This window comes from Chryseobacterium sp. AG363, from assembly GCF_003610675.1.
In the GTDB taxonomy this organism is placed as follows: domain Bacteria; phylum Bacteroidota; class Bacteroidia; order Flavobacteriales; family Weeksellaceae; genus Chryseobacterium; species Chryseobacterium cucumeris.
This window is the reverse complement of record NZ_RAQF01000002.1, coordinates 765757-781333: the sequence shown is the minus strand read 5'-3', so window position 1 is coordinate 781333 and position 15577 is coordinate 765757. Positions and strand designations below refer to the sequence as shown.

11 protein-coding genes are annotated in these 15577 nt (G+C 36.5%); 4 read left to right on the top strand and 7 right to left on the bottom strand.

Going from position 1 to position 15577, the window contains the following annotated elements; translation table 11 throughout:
- Window positions 1-21: 21 nt before the first annotated feature.
- The 4 genes from ccsA to DEU39_RS03445 all read right to left on the bottom strand — a co-directional run bounded on the left by ccsA (window position 22) and on the right by DEU39_RS03445 (window position 6289).
- A complete protein-coding gene (ccsA, locus tag DEU39_RS03460; protein WP_120230951.1) occupies window positions 22-3291 on the bottom strand; it encodes a cytochrome c biogenesis protein CcsA in 3270 nt (1089 codons plus the stop codon).
- Window positions 3292-3535: 244 nt separating this feature from the next.
- Window positions 3536-4672: a tetratricopeptide repeat protein gene (locus tag DEU39_RS03455; RefSeq protein WP_183037369.1), complete on the bottom strand. Its 1137-nt coding sequence runs from the start codon at window positions 4670-4672 to the stop codon at window positions 3536-3538.
- A 136-nt stretch (window positions 4673-4808) separates the two neighbouring features.
- Entirely contained in the window at window positions 4809-5390 is a 582-nt protein-coding gene (locus DEU39_RS03450) for a Crp/Fnr family transcriptional regulator (RefSeq protein ID WP_120230949.1), read from the bottom strand.
- Between the two features lie 260 nt (window positions 5391-5650).
- Window positions 5651-6289, bottom strand: a complete 639-nt coding sequence (locus tag DEU39_RS03445) for a cysteine hydrolase family protein (protein WP_120230948.1) — start codon at window positions 6287-6289, stop codon at window positions 5651-5653.
- Window positions 6290-6650: 361 nt separating this feature from the next.
- Between DEU39_RS03445 and DEU39_RS03440 the strand changes: the two genes are divergently transcribed.
- The 4 genes from DEU39_RS03440 (at window position 6651) to DEU39_RS03425 (ending at window position 12433) form a co-directional block, all read left to right on the top strand.
- Window positions 6651-9230 carry an FtsK/SpoIIIE family DNA translocase gene (locus tag DEU39_RS03440; protein WP_062670057.1) on the top strand — a complete coding sequence of 860 codons (2580 nt, stop codon included), beginning with the start codon at window positions 6651-6653 and terminating at the stop codon, window positions 9228-9230.
- Between the two features lie 64 nt (window positions 9231-9294).
- The gene (locus DEU39_RS03435) at window positions 9295-9942 is read left to right on the top strand and encodes a LolA family protein (protein WP_120230947.1); all 648 of its coding nucleotides are present in this window, start codon (window positions 9295-9297) and stop codon (window positions 9940-9942) included.
- 110 nt (window positions 9943-10052) lie between these two features.
- Window positions 10053-11510: an LptF/LptG family permease gene (locus DEU39_RS03430; RefSeq protein ID WP_120230946.1), complete on the top strand. Its 1458-nt coding sequence runs from the start codon at window positions 10053-10055 to the stop codon at window positions 11508-11510.
- Window positions 11511-11641: 131 nt separating this feature from the next.
- Window positions 11642-12433, top strand: a complete 792-nt coding sequence (locus DEU39_RS03425) for a hypothetical protein (protein ID WP_120230945.1) — start codon at window positions 11642-11644, stop codon at window positions 12431-12433.
- A gap of 43 nt (window positions 12434-12476) precedes the next feature.
- On the opposite strand, the gene DEU39_RS03420 is transcribed toward DEU39_RS03425, so the two are convergent.
- The 3 genes from DEU39_RS03420 to DEU39_RS03410 form a co-directional block, all read right to left on the bottom strand.
- Window positions 12477-13538, bottom strand: a complete 1062-nt coding sequence (locus tag DEU39_RS03420; RefSeq protein WP_062670066.1) for a 3-oxoacyl-ACP synthase III family protein — start codon at window positions 13536-13538, stop codon at window positions 12477-12479.
- A 195-nt stretch (window positions 13539-13733) separates the two neighbouring features.
- The gene (gene frr, locus DEU39_RS03415) at window positions 13734-14288 is read right to left on the bottom strand and encodes a ribosome recycling factor (protein WP_034694343.1); all 555 of its coding nucleotides are present in this window, start codon (window positions 14286-14288) and stop codon (window positions 13734-13736) included.
- 347 nt (window positions 14289-14635) lie between these two features.
- Window positions 14636-15280 carry a hypothetical protein gene (locus DEU39_RS03410; RefSeq protein ID WP_120230944.1) on the bottom strand — a complete coding sequence of 215 codons (645 nt, stop codon included), beginning with the start codon at window positions 15278-15280 and terminating at the stop codon, window positions 14636-14638.
- Between the last annotated feature and the right edge of the window lie 297 nt (window positions 15281-15577).

The window sequence follows — 15577 nt, the reverse complement described above, 5'->3', positions numbered from 1 at the left end:
TAAATTTATATGTTCAGATCGTTATTTCTTTGTTAAAGCTTTAAACTTTATATAAGAAACAGCTGATAAAATAATCATTGTTGAGATTCCGATGTATACCCAGGCTGGTACAGGTACCGGATCTCCCGCTGCGTATGAGTGAAGTCCGCTCAGGTAATAGTTTACTCCAAAATAAGTCATTACCATTGAGCAGAATGCAAACATTGTTGCTACGTGGAATGCCCATCTGCTTCTCAATCCCGGTACTAATCGCATGTGCAGTACAAATGCATATACCATGATGGAGATGAAAGCCCATGTTTCTTTCGGATCCCAGCTCCAGTATCTTCCCCATGATTCGTTCGCCCAGATTCCTCCTAAGAAGTTTCCTACCGTTAAAGCAAACAATCCGATCGTTAATGACATTTCAGAAACAATTACGAGTTCCTTCAATGTCGTATCGTGGTGAATTTTATACGTTTCTTTATTGGAGATAATATAGAATACTAATGAGATCACCGCAATAATCATCGAGAGTGCGAAGAATCCGTAACTTGAGGTAATAATAGCTACGTGAACAATTAACCAGTAAGATTTCAATACCGGAACAAGTGGTGTAATCTGCGGATCAAGTGCTGAACCTCCGTGGGCAAATCCCATCATGATAACAGCTACCATAAATCCTGCTGCAGGAATCAATGCATTGGCATTTCTGTACAGGATTAAACCTGCCGTAATACCTACCCAGGAGATAAAGATAATTGCTTCGTATCCGTTACTCCAAGGAGCGTGTCCTGAGATATACCATCTTGCAACAAGTCCTAAGAAATGACACAGATATCCAATTAAACCAATCGCAATGATTACTTTAATTGCTTTATTTAATACTTTATTTGATTTGAATAATTCAACAAAACCTAATATAAGAAGAAGACCGCCGATAAGCGTGTAGAAGATCAATAATTTGAAGTTAATGTCTACTTTATTCATAAATACTTCAAGATCTACTTTGGATTTAGCAGGAACAACTGCTTTACCCCATTTCTGCTGATAGTCTGAAAGCTTTTTCAATTCTGCATCTGCTTTGCTCCAGTCACCGGTTTTTTGTGCCGTAAGCGCTTCTGCAAAATAAGGTCCCATTACCTGCTGAGATTCCATATCCGGTTCGAATTTCTGATCCAGCCATGAATGCCATGTATGGTTGGCATCATTTTTCACAGGAACAATTCTCATAAACTGACCGCTGAAAAACTCATTGAAGATCTGTACTCTTTCGTTTACAGCAATCACTTCTTTATCATAATTTGTTTGTTCAGCCGGTTTCTTACGGAATGCGGTGTTGTAATCATGCTCAAGAATGTAAGTAAGATTACCGTTTGCATCTGCAGGGAAAAGGTTCATCAATGAAGTATAACCATCTTCATCTGCTTTTGTTTTATTCTTCAGCTCATCACCTCCTTTAGTTCCTACTTTAATAATCGGAACCATTGTCCAGCTCGGAGTATCTGTATTGATAGAAAGGAACCATTGGTTGGCTGTAAGAGATTTTCCGTCTGTTCCTTTAAATTCGTCTTTCTTGTATAATTTTCTTAAAATATCGATTGCTTCTGTATTGATAGGAACAATTCTTCCTTCAAAGTTCTGAACCAAAAGATATCCGAATTTATCAGCGTGTTCTTTACTGATTTTGTTTCTTGCAATGATCTCGTCCGGAGAAATAGTTCTCATTTTTCCCATTGGAGTTGCCAGAGAGTTCTGCTTTGGAGCAGCGCCATCAAGCGGCTGGGCAGACGGTGCCGGAGCATGAGAATGATTGTCTACTTCCACATGAATATGTTCTCTGCTTCCGTCGGTAGTTCCGTGAGTTTCGATTTTTTGTGCATGTAAACCTAAACTTAAGAACAATAAAAGTATACCTGCTGCTTTCTTTTTATTCACGTCAGCCAGCATTTTATTTAATTTCCAGAAATGAGTTCCTTTCCAGAAGAAAATGACAAACATTCCAAGGAATAAAAGTCCGTATCCGATGTAAGAAATCAATGTTCCCCAGTAATCGTGATTTACGGAAAGAACGGTTCCCATTCTGTCCGGATCAAAACTCGACTGGAAGAAACGGTATCCTTTATGGTTAAGAACGTGGTTCATATAGATTTTATAAGGAGTTTCTTTACCTTCGTCAATGATTTTTACGTGGCTTTCATAAGCACTCGGAGATGAACTTCCAGGATATGTTTCCATCACGAAATCATCCAGTTTCAATGCGAAAGGGGTGTTGTACACTTTAGGTCCGAAACCTACCATGATGTTTAAACCATCCATCGTCACCTGCTTGTAAGCATTCGGGTTTCCTTTTTCAACAGAAAGATCTACAATTTGTTTTGTTTTTGGACCCTGAAGCTCAATCTGAAGCATATCAGGAACATTAGCATCTTTCTTTCTGTCGCCTTCAATAGCCATCAGTCTTCCTTTTTTAAGACCTTCAGGTACTACCAGCTTCAGTTCGTTAATGGTATATAAACTCCTTAATGCCAAAGGTTGGAATTCATCTTTCACTGTAGTTCCTGTTGCCTGAGTAGCCATGGTCATATAGCTTGCATCTACAGGAGTTTTGATGAATAATTTTCCGCCTTCATTTTTGAATTCAACAGCACCTTCAATAGCTCTGTTGAATGTCACCAAAGTACCGTTGATGGATTTTGTTTCTCCCGGTTTGATGTAAATGTTCTGTCTTCCGGTATTTCCGGTAGAAACCAAATGAAGATACTCAGCACCATTTGGCTCAGCTACAAGGCTGTCTTTTTTTCTTTGGATGTATTCCTTGGCAAACACTTTCACTTCTTTTCCGTGGAAGTCATAAGTTGCTTTGAAATCTTTGTGTAACGGAGACATCAGATAAGGAACATCCTGATAATTCAGTACATCACCCTTTTCTTCGATCTGAATTTTAAAGAAATTTTTATCGGTTACGATTTCGTTGGATGTCTCACCTTCTCTGATGTGCATTTGTCCTTCGAAACTGATGTATCTGGTGATGGCACCACCGATAAAAATAAAAACAAAGGCAAGGTGGAAAACAAGAACCGGCCACTTATCTTTTTTCCACAGTCTGTATCTTCCGATATTTCCTATGAAATTGAGAATCAGTAAGACCATGATCAGTTCGAACCATTTAGCCTCATAAATTAATGCTTTTGCTGTAGGAGTTCCGTAGTCGTTTTCTAAGAACGTTGCATAAGCCATCGCGAATGCGTACACCAGCAACAATACAGCCATTGTCCTGGTTGAGATAAGAATATCTTGGAGCTTCTTCATGATTTATTGTACTTGACATGCAAAAATAAGCATGATAAACCACAAAGAGCTTAAAAAAAGCTGTTTTTTATCACTTTGGCCTTGGTTTTGCTTATTTTGAAACGTTCTTAATAAGCGCGAAAACATTAGGAAAAATTCAATTTTTAAAAATGTAAATATCTGGATTTATATTGCCTATCCGACTGATTGAGAAACTCTATAACCGATTCCATATTCTCAACATAATCAACTCATATAAAACATTTTACGTATCCAAAGTATGATTCACCTCCATTTTTAATTTCAGCTTATTGATTAAAGTATCAATTCCGGTGAGTGATCCATCCATTTTCTTAGCTTTTAAAAACAAATCCATCGCTTCCTGATACTCCATTTTTTTCATATGGTAAATTCCTAAATTTTTATAGGCATCAGCATTTTGCGAATCAAGCTTTAATGAATCTTCAATATCTTTGCGTCCTTCTTCACAAAGGTTTAATTTAATTTTTGCCAGTCCGCGGTTATTATAGGAATATGAAAATTTTTTATCCACTGAAATAGCTTTGTTTAATAAAGGGATAGACTCTTCATATTTTTCGAGGAGAATTAGTGTATACCCTTTATTATTTAAAGCAAATTTGTTGTCCGGATTTATTTTTAAGGCTTTATCATAATATTCAAGAGATTCTTCCAACGATCCTGTTTCAGTAAAGGTCAATGCAAAATTCGTCCAGTCATCCGTAGTCATGGAAGAATTATTTTCTTTGAATGTAATGGCTGTCTCTTTTGCTTTTTCAAAGTTCTTAGCATTAATATGAGATACTATTGCCATCCTGTAGATATCAAGATCTTTTGATTCCTGCATTAAACTGTCAAAGATTGATGCCGCTTCACAATACTTCTTTTCGTTAAATTTATAGATTCCTTCTGTATATTCTTTAGGCAGTTTCTTCTGACGGATAAGATTGACAATAGCTTTTCCATCGTTAAATATTAATCTTCCATCACTCATATAAATAGGTTTGTGGCTCGGAAAAATATTGATTAAAAAATCAATGGCTGAAGAAACCATTAAGATGATGAAAAATAAAGTAAGAAATTGAGTATTTGAAATGATTAAATAAGAGAGTAAAGCCAGTAATAATGATGCAGCCGGCCCTCCAAATACATATAAAATATGCTTATTGACAGAAAATCTTTTTTCTTCACTTTCACAGAGTCCTCTTCCCCATTTAAGGGGATTTTTAAAAATATAAAAAGAAAAATCTTTGAAATTGATGAGAAAACTGTTATCCTTATCTCCGTAAGAACCCATAAAGACATGTACTTTCTTTCTTGTCACCAGCCAAGCGGTAACGGCATGTCCCATTTCATGAAAAAAGACTGTTAAAGGTCTGACCAATATTAAAAAGATGAAAATAAAAATTCCGGGGACACCAAAAAATTCCATTAAAAAGTCTTCAATCGGTTATTAATTATCATTCTTTATCCTATCGGATACAAATCCTAATATGATAAAGAAAACTGTTGCAATATACTTATTTTTCCAATGACATTTTCCTCCTGATTTTGCTTAAAAACTCATGGGTAATTCCCAGATAGGATGCTACCTGCTGCTGGGTAATCCGTTGTTCCAATCCAGGATACTTTTCAAGGAATTCAAGATATCGTTTGTCCGCTGTTTTGCCCGTTAAGGAAAGAATTCTTCTCTGCAACGCTACCGAAGATTTCTGGTTCATGATTCTGAAAAGCTTTTCTATCTGTGGCATTGTTTTATACAGATTTTCTTTATCTTTTCTAGAAATCATCAAAACTTCACTGTCTTCAAGGGCTTCAATATTGAGAATACTGGGAACGGTATTGATAAGACTGTCAATATCGGTGATCCACCATCCTTCTACCGCAAAATAAAGGGTTTGTTCCAATCCATTTTCATTCAGGTAATAGACCTTGAAACAGCCAGTCAAAACAAATCCTTCAAAATTACAATAGTCGCCTTCTTTGAGAACGATTTCTTTCTTTTTGAACTTTCTGTATTCAAAAGGTTTTGTAAACTGGTTGAAATCCTCCTGGGAAAGATTTACATAGTTACTGATATTTTTATAGAGCAGATCGGGCATTCTGTAATTTAAACAAAATAAAGTTATCAAAATTATTGACACCTTTATTGAATTAAGTGATGTTAAGTCGTTTTTATATATAAGCAATAGAACTTCAATTTTTGTTGGGTAAACGTAAAGACGCAAAGTTTTACCATACATATTGTTTATTTTAAGACGCAAGAAAATTGAAGATTTTCAGCAAGATAACCTGTTTTAGATTTTTATCGGAGATAAACAATTTTTACTATCATTTTGTGCCCTTGCGTATCCAAAGAAGCCTACTTGCTTAAAAATTCATTTGTATTCATTACGAGGGCATACAGGTTTCCAAGAGCAGAAATCCCCGCCAAAAAGGATCTTTGAACTTCTTCAGCCTTTATCACTTCCCCATTCAGTTCACGGTTTCCGGTGGCTGTGGCATCACCGATAATGATATTGGTAAACCCGAAATCGAAAGCAGCTCTGGTGGTAGATTCCACGCAGACATCTGTCATCATTCCTGTAATCACCAGATTTTTAATGTTCTTTGAATGAAGATAATTCAGAAGATCCGTCTCTCTGAAGCTGTTGGGAAAGTGCTTGACAATCACTTTTTCATCTTTCTCCGGCAAAACCAGATGATTGATTTTAGCTCCATCTGTACCTGGAAGGAAAAACGCTGCACCATCATTGGTAGAAATATGCTGGATGTGAATAACAGGAAGATGATTGTTTCTGAAATATTCTAAAATCCTTCTGGTGTTTTCAGCGGCCTGTACACTTTTTTCCAGCGTCATTTTTCCGCCCGGGAAATAATCATTTTGTACGTCGATAATTAATAGTGCCGTGTGTTCCGTTTTTTGTTGTTGTGCATTCATTGTAATCATTGAAATTAATATCAGACAAGAGGTCAGTATAGTTTTAAATTTATTTTTCATGAGTAAAATTGTATAGGTCAAAATTACAGAGGTCTCATGGCCTGGCCTTTGAACTAGTTCAAAAAACACTATTGACATCTAAAAACTTAATATTGTTAATTTTTTTCGTACTCATCGGTTTAGAACGAAAATTTTATTATATTTTTAAAGAAAAACTATTGACAAACAGTTAATATAATTTAACGGTATCAGATTTGGATAAGCAAAAAAAATAGCCTTATTTTATTCTGTCATAAAAGAAAATATTTTTAAAGTAAAAATTTTAAATAACCTTTATAAAAGCGGGATTACCAAAATGTTTTTTGGATAAAAAAGATTCATTTAGTGTTGAATAAAACATTAAATTTGCGACATTGATATTATGGATAAAAAGACACAAAAAAAACCGACTGAATCGCCTGAAAAAGGCAGAATCTTATCTAAGCCACGTATTTTTTTCGGGCTTACTTTTATACTTTTATCGGCTGTTCTTGCATTCTCATTCGTCTCTTATCTGATGAACTGGAAAGCAGATCAAAGCCAGGCCGGAACCATGCTGGACAAAAGCATAAAATCGTCCAATATCTTTGGCAAGGTAGGTGACTGGCTTGGAAATATTTTCATTTTTGAAAGTATTGGTATTGCTTCATTTATCATTGCATTTTTGTTCCTTGTAGTAGGAACACTGATCCTTAAGAAGAAAATCTTCAAACCGTGGAAAACGATCGGCCACTCTTTATTTTTCATCTGCTGGCTTCCTATTTTTATGGGGGCACTTACGAAAGGCCAGGGTGTTTTAGGCGGTGTTTATGGATATCAGATCATGGACTATCTTAACTCCATCATCGGAGCAGTAGGCCTGTGGACGGTATTAGCAGCAAGCATTCTGCTCTATTTTATTCTTGAATTCAATCTTCGCCCAAGTTCTATCAAGGCAAAACTGGATAAGATCAATGAAAATACGATTGGAAAAGTAAAATCTATGATGCCGGACTCCAATGATGATTTCGAAGCTGATGAGGAATTGAAAGAGGAAGCAGAGGAAGCGGAAGAAGAGACGCTTTCCAGAGTTACGGTGAGTGATGTTGCCAACAAGCCCGTTACAACTCCTGTCAGTACAATGAAAGAACCAGAACCTGTAAGTGCTCCGAAAGGATTCCCTGAAGTTCCGGTTTCAAACGAGATAGAAACTATTACAACACCCAACCATACTTCTTTTGAAGCAGAGCCAAGAGATGTTTCTCAACAGGTAAGCTTAAACCTTTCTACCAAGCCCATTGTTCCGGTTTCCAGCCCGGAGGAAGCATTTGATATCAGACCTTCTGCTCCGTCTCCGGCAGTAACAACAGCTCCGGCACAGGAAAACATTAAATTCAATGTAGAAGTGGCACAGGTGGTTGATGTTCTGGATGATTCTGATAAAAAGTCTCAGGAACTGGTAGAAAAGCATGGTTTATATGACCACAAGCTAGATCTTGCCAACTTCCAGATGCCGCCTGTAGACCTACTGAAAGATTACGGAAATGAAGAAATTTCTATCAATAAAGAAGAATTAGAAGAAAATAAAAATAAGATTGTTGGACTTCTGAAGAATTTCAACGTTGGAATCGCAGAAATTAAAGCAACAATCGGGCCTACAGTTACGCTGTATGAAATTGTTCCTGAAGCAGGAATCAGAGTAGCAGCGATTAAAAAACTGCAGGATGATATTGCATTGAACCTTTCTGCATTAGGAATCAGAATTATCGCGCCAATGCCAGGAAAAGGAACCATTGGTATTGAAGTACCAAGAAAAAATCCTACGATGGTTTCTATGCGTTCTGTCATTGCTTCTCAGAAATTCCAGAATACAGATATGGACCTTCCGGTAGTTTTCGGAAAGACCATTTCCAACGAAATCTTCATGGCTGACCTTTCAAAAATGCCTCACTTATTGATGGCTGGAGCAACAGGTCAGGGTAAATCTGTTGGTATTAATGCTATCCTTACTTCCCTTCTTTATAAAAAGCACCCGAGCGAACTGAAATTCGTCATGGTAGATCCTAAAAAAGTGGAACTTTCATTATATTCTAAAATTGAAAGACATTACCTGGCAAAACTACCGGATGCAGAAGAAGCCATCATCACAGACACTAATAAAGTAATCAATACACTGAACTCTCTTTGTATTGAAATGGATACCCGTTATGATCTTCTGAAAAATGCTTTCTGTAAAAACTTAAAAGAATATAATAAGAAGTTTACGGAAAGAAAATTAAATCCTGAAAACGGGCACCGTTATTTACCGTATATCGTATTGGTAGTAGATGAGTTTGCAGATTTGATCATGACGGCAGGAAAAGAGGTTGAATTACCGATTGCCAGACTTGCACAGCTTGCCAGAGCCGTAGGAATCCACCTTATTGTAGCTACACAGAGACCATCCGTAAACGTAATTACAGGGATGATCAAAGCCAACTTCCCTGCAAGAGCTGCCTTCAGAGTAATTTCCAGTGTTGACTCCAGAACCATCCTTGATTCTCCGGGAGCAGATCAGCTCATTGGTAAAGGAGATATGCTTTATTTCAACGGAAATGAGATCCTGAGACTTCAGTGTGCTTTTGTAGATACTCCGGAAGTGGAAAGACTGGCAGAGTTTATCGGAGAACAGAAAGGATATTCTTCAGCATTATTACTTCCTGAATACGTATCTGAAGATTCAACAAGTACAGTAGGTGCTTTTGACCCGAACGAAAAAGATGCTTTATTTGAAGAAGCAGCAAGAATCATTGTTTCTACGCAACAGGGATCTACCTCAATGCTTCAGAGACAATTGAAACTGGGTTATAACAGAGCCGGAAGAATTATGGATCAGCTTGAAGCAAGTGGTATCGTTGGAGGCTTTAACGGAGCAAAAGCAAGAGAGGTTCTGATCAGTGACCTTCATTCTTTGGAACAGTTTTTGGAAGATCTGCGTAGTTAAAGGAAAAACACATCGTTTTAACCTTAAGAATTAAAGAAAATCTAACGATTATTAAATTAAGAAAATGAAAAATATTATTTCAAAAGTTATATTGGGAAGTTTTGTTGTAGGTTCAGTAGGTATGGCCAACGCTCAGAAGATTGATGCTAAAGCTAAAAAGATATTGGATGATATTACAGCCAACTACAATTCTAAAAAGAATTCTTACTTCAAATTTTCTTTTGGAAGCGGTCTTAACGGGCAGGTAACAAAAACAGAACCTGGTATTTATTACGTAGCAGGAGAAAAATACAAACTGAAGATCATGGATACAGAGCAGATCTTCGACGGAAATAAAATTTACAATATCAACGCCGATGATATGGAAGTAACTATTGCTAAACCTAACGGAAGCAGTACCATGTTCTCCCCTATCAACTACCTTACAACCTATAGAAACGATTATAACGTAACATACAACGGTAAGAAAGTGGTCAATGGCGTGAATGCTGACTTTATTAAACTGACCCCGGTAAAAGCGAACGGAATAAAATACGTATACCTTTTTGTAGATTCAGCGAAAAAACAAATGGTAAAACTGGAACAGCATGGAAACAACAAAGATGTTGCTGTAATTGCTATTAAAGAGTATAAAGAAAACCAGGAGCTGGATCCTAATATGTTTGTTTTTGACAAAAATAAGTTTAAAAACTACATCGTTACAGAACTTTAAAAAGCTGAAAGTGAATTCGCAACTATGTAAATTTACTTTTAACGTTAAAAAAATAACAAAATATAAAAAGCCACAAGTAAACTTTGTGGCTTTTTGATTAATTTTGGCGCATGTTAAAAATACTAGACCGATACATTATAAAAACCTTCTTTGGACCGTTTTTCTTTATATTCAGCGTATTGTTTTTCATTTTTATTGTAAACATTATCTGGGTACAGTTGGGACAGTTTATGGGAAAAGGATTAAGCTACTGGCAAATCCTTAAACTTCTTTTTTATCTTGGGGTGAACGTCATCAGTATGGTTCTCCCGCTTACGATCCTTCTGGCGAGTATTATGTCGTTTGGTGAATTTGGAGAACGTTACGAACTTGCAGCAATGAAAGCGGCAGGAATTCCTTTGACTCGAGTAATGACTCCTCTTCTTGGGATTTCCACGGCACTTGCCATCATGCTGTTTTTCTTCTCTAATAATATTATTCCGGACTTTCAGAAGAAAGCCAAGAACATGCTTTTCAATATTGCCCAAACCAAACCGGCTATCAACTTTACTCCAGGACAGTTTATTGATCAGATTCCAGGTTATATGGTAAAGTTTGACAAGATCTATGGGGAAAACGGTGAAAATATTGAAGGCGTTTTTGTTCATAAAAAAGCCAATGCTTATGAAAACCAACAATCTGTAGTGGCTGAAAAAGGAAAATTTGTTCCGGCTGTTAACAAGAATTTTCTAAAGCTTGTCCTTTATAACGGCTATGTATTTGAAGATGCTTTTGCCGGAAAAGGTGATAACGTAAGGCTGAAACAACCGGACCAGGCTATTAAATTTGATACATTGGTATCCCACTTTGACATTAGTGAAATCATCAATAAAGCGATCGAAAAAGAACAGATTACGGATGACTACCGTTTCCAGACCTATAACCAGCTTGACGGAACGATTACAAAAACCAAAAAAGACAATAAACAGTTCTTTGATAACATCGGTTCTGAGGTTCTTAACCAGACCAATTCTGTGATTACCTACATGGATAAAGGGAATAAACATAAAGTAGCTCCGAAGACCCAGATTAAACTGGACACCGTAAAAGGTGAAAAAAAACTGGAAATCATTTACAATTCCTATAACAGATTAGACAACCTGAAATCAACACTGGAATCTAAAAAGAATGAATACAGTTCTAACGTAAAATACTTCAGTAAAGTCGTTATTTACCAGCAGAGAATTGTTGCCTATTCTGTGACCTGTATCATCTTCTTTTTGATCGGATCCAGCTTAGGTTCTATCATCAGAAAAGGTGGAATGGGGCTTCCGGTCATCATCGCTATCGTTATTTTCATCATCTTTTATGTCATGAATGTCGGGGTGGAAAATATGTCATGGAGTGGGAAAATGAATCCTTATCTGGCAGCATGGCTTCCCAACCTGATCCTTCTTCCTTTTGGAGTCTGGATGACGTATAAAGCACTTACAGATTCGCAACTGTTTGATGCAGAAAAATACAAAGCATTGTTCAAACCTATCACCAAAAGGTTTACCAAAAGTAAGGAACATCAGAGATACCAATAATTCTGATTTTAAAATAAAATTAAAAGCTTCGGAGAAATTCCGGAGCTTTTTTGTTGATTATTATTACAATATTTAATTGATAATGATTTTGAATTTAAAAATTTATATTTGTGGGAATTTAAAACAAAACCATGAAGAAATTACTACTTATTGGCCTGTTCGGTCTTGTATCGCTCAATGCCCATGCTCAGTATCAGGATGAAACCGGAACCTACAACGGTGAAAAATACGGCTACATCATTGACAAATCCGGAAAGAAAATTGAAGGTGTTGTACATCTGCACGGCGGCTATTCAAGTCCGTGGCAAAATCAGTTAAAAGTAAAATTTGCGGCCATTGCTGATATTGACAAAGTAAAGAATAAGATAAAATTCAGAACCTACGACACAGACGATATCAAAGAATACATGTTATACGAAGGTGACACTCCAAGGGTTTTCAAGTCGGTAAAATACTCAAACATGAGAGAGGCTCTGAACAGCTCTGAAAGTTCAACAGGATTATCAGCCGGCTTTAAGGCACTCAACAACCTATCCAGAACGGAACAGTTTGCTGAAGTAGTAGCAGAAGGTAAAATTACAGTTTATAAGCTTTATGGCTATCCTACGGCTCTTTCTGCAAACAGTACTCAGGCCATCACGCAGAGAGAAACAGACCGGTTAAGAGAGAATCCCAATTATATCTTTTCAAAGAAAGGAGGAAAAGCTGAAGAATTAACGCCCGCAAAAGCCAAAATTATCCTGGCAGACTGCCCTTACGTAAAAGTAAAAATGACAAAGGGAGAATATGGTTCCCTGAAAAATGAAGAGAAAAAAAGAAGCGGTCTTGGAAAATTCATCCGGGATGAAATCAACAATTCAACGGTGGATAAACTTTCAATTATCAATGAAGTGATCTATGATTACAATGAGAACTGTAAATAGAATATACAAAAAGAGGTTTCCGGTTGGAAACCTCTTTTTATTTTTAAAACTGATACACAAAAGCATTGATATTCATCCCTGCTCCTACTGAAGCAAATAACACAATATCATTTTTTTTGATTTTATGATGTTCAAGTTCATCCTGCAAAATCATCGTCAGCAAAGAAGGAATCGTAGCCACACTGCTGTTACCTAATTTATGAATAACCATAGGCATGATATTTTCCGGAACCGGTTTTCCATACAGCTGATAAAACCTGTTCACGATGGCTTCGTCCATTTTTTCATTCGCCTGATGAATGATAATTTTATTGAGCTGATCAATAGAATATCCACTGTTGTCCAGACATTTTTTCATCGCATCCGGAACATTCACGAGAGCAAATTCATATATTTTACGACCATCCATCTTAATGTATCGGGTATCCGGGCATCTTTCGTTGTTGTAAGATTTTCCAAAATACAGATAGTCTTTTTCTTCAAGGGTATAAGAAGCTGACAAATGGGATTTGATCCCGGCATCATCATCCTGATTTACTTCCAGAACAGCTGCTCCTGCTCCATCCGCATAGATCATACTGTCTCTGTCGTGGATATCTACCACACGGGAAAGTGTTTCTGCTCCAATAACCAGGCATCGCTTCGCTATACCGGATTTGATAAACGCGTGAGCCTGAATTACCCCTTCAATCCATCCCGGACATCCGAAAAGAACATCATAGGCCACACAGAAATTATTTCTGATTCCCAATACATGCTTCACCCTTGCAGCAAGGCTGGGCACCGTATCAGACTGAACCGTTCCGAAGCGAACATCCCCAAAATTATGGGCAAATATAATATAGTCTAATGTTTCAGGATCGATTCCTGCATTTTCTATAGCTGCACGCGCCGCAATGACGCCCAGATCTGAAGTGACCTGTGTACTATGTGCATATCTCCTTTCTTCAATACCTGTAATCTTTTTAAGCTTATCCGTAATGGAAGCGTTATTCTCCTTTAATAAAATCCCTTCTTCATTAAGAAAAATATGTTTATCAAAAAATAAATTGGTTATTGTTTCCGATGGGATATAATTTCCTACCCCGATTATTTTTGTCATCATTATAGTATCTGTTTCCTGTTTTTTAATTGAACGTCAGGAATAATTCATTAAATATAATGAATGAACGTAAATACTTCACAATATAGTATGGAATAAGAATGCATTGCATTATAAAAAGTTAAATAAAACAGCAAAAAAACAAAAAAAAAGAGATCTCCTATAGGAAATCTCTTTATTATTTTTCAAAACTGAAAATTATACTTTCATAATTTCAGCTTCTTTTGTCTTAAGATGCTCATCGCAAAGTTTAACGTATTTATCAGTATAAGCCTGGATTTCTTCTTCCACGCCTTTTACTACATCTTCAGAAACTCCTTCCAGCTTTTTAAGTTCTTTCAAACCGTCCTGTCTTGCATTTCTTACCGTTACTTTAGTGTTCTCAGTTTCCACTTTAGCCTGTTTTGCAAGCTCTTTTCTTCTTTCCTCTGTTAAAGGCGGAACATTAAGGATAATGTTTTCCCCGTTGTTAGAAGGTGCAAAACCTAAGTTGGAATTGATGATTGCTTTTTCAATCGCATTGATTGCCGTTCTGTCCCAAGGTTGAATAGAGATTGTCATTGCATCCGGAACAGAAACATTCGCAACCTGGTTGATAGGAGTCATTGCTCCGTAGTATTCTACCATTACATCCTGAACCATTGTCGTAGAAGCACGTCCTGCCCTAATTCTTTGAAATGCGTGATCCAGGTGCTTTACCGCTGCATCCATGTCCTGTTTTACAGATTCTAATATAAGATCTAATTCTTCCATTATTATAGTATAGTTTGATAAATTACACATCTATTAATCCATCTGAATATCAATCAATTAAACTAAAAACGCTGTCAAAATCAGTGTTTTCTTACTATTTTAAATTCCTTTTGCTATTCAGTGCTGCAAAAATAATGATTATTTCCATATTCTGGTAAGACTGCATTCTGTATTTTGTGAAAACGTTGATATTTTTAAATAGGACACTATATAAAATCATTTTGTTTTGTCCATGGAATTTACTAAATCTTCAGCAGTAATTTCCATGTTCACTAGCTTTTCTGGCAATTAAACCAAAAAGCCTTCTCCAAGAGAAGGCTATCATTACTATTAAAGTAGGAAGACAATTAATTACTTAATTTCAATCTTATTCTTATGCCTTTTGCGGCAGGTATACAAAGATAGCTTTCAGTAAAAATATGTACTGCTACTACATGCTTACCTTGAGAGGTCCATTGGTCAATATAAGTCTTAAAATAATGATAGACAGTATTAGCCGCATCATTCGTCATTGGTGCATTATAAGGGAAAATATCTCCGTAGAATGAAGCATTATCAGCATCTTGCCCGTACGAATACTCCGCATTATTATCATAAGGAGTAGGATCGCTCAGGAAATCCCCGTATGCATTATATCCATAGTAGATTGTCGGAGCACCTAGAAAGGGACCATTTATAGACGGAAACAAAGCCTGTGCAACAAATTTATCAAGATATATCTGGTTTCTTCCCCACATTGGAGTTCCTTCCTTGTACAATACCTCGTAATTACTGATGTACGGATAGTTCGGATTTACGTTGATAGGATTAATAAAACTGGTTGAACCACACTTAAAAGTAGTAGGATCACCAGATGAGCCTTTTTCGGAACCTTTTTTAAAAGCTTGAATTTTCTCTTCAGAAAGTGTAGATTTTTCCTGATTTCCTATTTCTTCATTGGTTGAACAAGAAAATAGCAACACACTGCTTGCTAGCAGAAGTAATTTTTTCATAGTTATTAGTTTAGTTTTAGTTAAGTCCCAAAGATAGAGAAATTATTGAATTTACAAAATACCACACGGTTTTTGGATATTTCCTCAAATAAATAACAATTAATTTCTCAGATCTTCATTTGTTTTTTTTTTCTCTTTCAGAATTGATTTCCTCCTTCCTATTGTCAAATCCTTGATTCTAGCCTTTTGCCTACATAGCGGTTGACTCCGTTAACTTCTAGTTGCACCTCGGAGAACCCAGCTTCATTGTTGAGATAACGCAAGGAGGAATAACACTGATTTTTATTAACATAGATC

What these genes read in the sequence shown, in the direction of transcription:
- frr (WP_034694343.1), bottom strand. Translation starts at nt 14,288, where the DNA reads ATGGAAGAATTAGATCTTATATTAGAATCTGTAAAACAGGACATGGAT.
- ccsA (WP_120230951.1), bottom strand. Translation starts at nt 3,291, where the DNA reads ATGAAGAAGCTCCAAGATATTCTTATCTCAACCAGGACAATGGCTGTA.
- DEU39_RS03435 (WP_120230947.1), top strand. Translation starts at nt 9,295, where the DNA reads ATGAAAAATATTATTTCAAAAGTTATATTGGGAAGTTTTGTTGTAGGT.
- DEU39_RS03425 (WP_120230945.1), top strand. Translation starts at nt 11,642, where the DNA reads ATGAAGAAATTACTACTTATTGGCCTGTTCGGTCTTGTATCGCTCAAT.
- DEU39_RS03420 (WP_062670066.1), bottom strand. Translation starts at nt 13,538, where the DNA reads ATGATGACAAAAATAATCGGGGTAGGAAATTATATCCCATCGGAAACA.
- DEU39_RS03445 (WP_120230948.1), bottom strand. Translation starts at nt 6,289, where the DNA reads ATGAAAAATAAATTTAAAACTATACTGACCTCTTGTCTGATATTAATT.
- DEU39_RS03440 (WP_062670057.1), top strand. Translation starts at nt 6,651, where the DNA reads ATGGATAAAAAGACACAAAAAAAACCGACTGAATCGCCTGAAAAAGGC.
- DEU39_RS03430 (WP_120230946.1), top strand. Translation starts at nt 10,053, where the DNA reads ATGTTAAAAATACTAGACCGATACATTATAAAAACCTTCTTTGGACCG.
- DEU39_RS03450 (WP_120230949.1), bottom strand. Translation starts at nt 5,390, where the DNA reads ATGCCCGATCTGCTCTATAAAAATATCAGTAACTATGTAAATCTTTCC.
- DEU39_RS03410 (WP_120230944.1), bottom strand. Translation starts at nt 15,280, where the DNA reads ATGAAAAAATTACTTCTGCTAGCAAGCAGTGTGTTGCTATTTTCTTGT.